Below are 1491 nucleotides of genomic sequence, written 5' to 3' on the forward strand. Positions count from 1 at the left end.
ACTGGCAGGGGCAGGGGCAGGGGCAGGGGCAGGGGCAGGGTGAGGGGTGTCGGGGAGTCGACCGTGGGGTCGGCCCGCATCGGGACCGACCCCACGGTCGACTGGTCAATGCGTCAGCTGCTCGACGTGGCGCTTTCGACCGCGAGCGCCCCGGTGCTGTCGCCCGTGCTGATGGCGATCTTGCGCGGCTTCGACGACTCCTGGACGGGGATCGTCACGCTGAGCACGCCGTTGTCGTAGTGCGCGGCGATCCGTTCGACGTCCAGGCCGTCGCCGAGCGTGAGCTGCCGGACGAACGAGCCGGGCTGCCGCTCTCGCGTGAGCCACTGCGCACCGTCGGGGGCACCGAGGGTCCGTTCGGCCCGGATCGTCAGCACGGAACCGTCGACGTCGATGTCGACCGAGCCCGGATCGACGCCGGGCAGGTCCACGTCCATGACGTAGTGGTCACCGGCGCGGTAGAGGTCCATCGGCATCGAGCGTGGGCCCGCTCCCGCTCCGGCGAGGAGGGACCCGGCGAGACGGTCGAGCTCGCGGAACGGGTCGAAGTTCATGGCCATCTGACATCAACTCCTTCACTGGATGGTTGTCGGTTGAGTCGCTCTGACTCAACTGCATCCGGTTCTAGCACTCGAACCCGGAGAGTGCCAAAAGGACGCCGAGAGGACGCCGAGAGGTCGACCAGCGGGTGTCCGGACGGTCGCGGCTAGGATCGGAGGCGACATGAGCAGCTCGTTCACCCTTCCCGACGCCGCCTCGCTCGGTGACCTCCGCACCTACCTCGGGCGGGCCGCTCGCATCGAGGACGGGTCGGTCCGGCTCATCGCCGACTCGGGGGTCCTGGCGGTCTACACCGCGATCCTCTACCCGCTCGGTCTGCTCGACGAGCTGCCGACCGTCCTCGGCCTCCGGACCTTCGCGCTGACGCAGCCGGAGAACATCGACGTCGTCGTGCCACTGCGGTCGTTCCAGGAACGTCTGCGGCTGCTCGCCGAGGCTCAGGACGCCGACCACGCGGACAGCGCCGACCCGACGCGTGCCACCCCGATCGAGGTCGAGTTGCCCCTCGAGGTCCACACCGTGACGTGGGCGGCGATCTCGCCGCCCCGCGGTGGATGGGCCCCGCTGCCGGACGTCTCCGCGGAGCTCCTGCACCGCGCGGCGCGGCAGGGGATCGACGAGGTCGCGGCCGCCGTGCCGGCGAGCTCGGGGGAGTCGATCGTCCGACGCGTCCGCTCCGAGGTGTGGGGTCGGCCGATCACCGGCGTCGAGCACCTGCCTGCCGGCGCGGGATTCGCTGCCGAGAGCCTCGGCTTCCTCGGCACCGAACCGGTGCGCCTGTTCGAGACCGGTCCGTGGAGTCGACTCACGACCTCGCGTGGGCACGTACTCGTCAAGCGGCGCGCCTGGACCCTGAGCTCCTAGCCCGGTCTCGGCCGCCGACGGCCGGCCTCGGCACGGGACGCCTGGCCCCGACCCCGACCCCGACCC

General features: G+C 71.2%; 2 protein-coding genes. One reads left to right on the forward strand and one right to left on the reverse strand.

The window, feature by feature from the left end; all coding sequences use genetic code 11:
* Positions 1 to 113: 113 nt before the first annotated feature.
* Positions 114 to 560: an Hsp20/alpha crystallin family protein gene (locus DEJ24_RS16470; RefSeq protein WP_111079666.1), complete on the reverse strand. Its 447-nt coding sequence runs from the start codon at positions 558 to 560 to the stop codon at positions 114 to 116.
* 163 nt (positions 561 to 723) lie between these two features.
* Between DEJ24_RS16470 and DEJ24_RS16475 the strand changes: the two genes are divergently transcribed.
* Positions 724 to 1425, forward strand: coding sequence for a hypothetical protein (locus DEJ24_RS16475; RefSeq protein ID WP_111079668.1), 702 nt, complete (start codon positions 724 to 726; stop codon positions 1423 to 1425).
* Positions 1426 to 1491 lie beyond the last annotated feature (66 nt).

The sequence above is a fragment of the Curtobacterium sp. MCPF17_001 genome (assembly GCF_003234615.1).
GTDB lineage: Bacteria > Actinomycetota > Actinomycetes > Actinomycetales > Microbacteriaceae > Curtobacterium.

Coding starts and splice junctions, on each gene's coding strand:
- DEJ24_RS16470 (WP_111079666.1), bottom strand. CDS start 560: ATGGCCATGAACTTCGACCCGTTCCGCGAGCTCGACCGTCTCGCCGGG.
- DEJ24_RS16475 (WP_111079668.1), top strand. CDS start 724: ATGAGCAGCTCGTTCACCCTTCCCGACGCCGCCTCGCTCGGTGACCTC.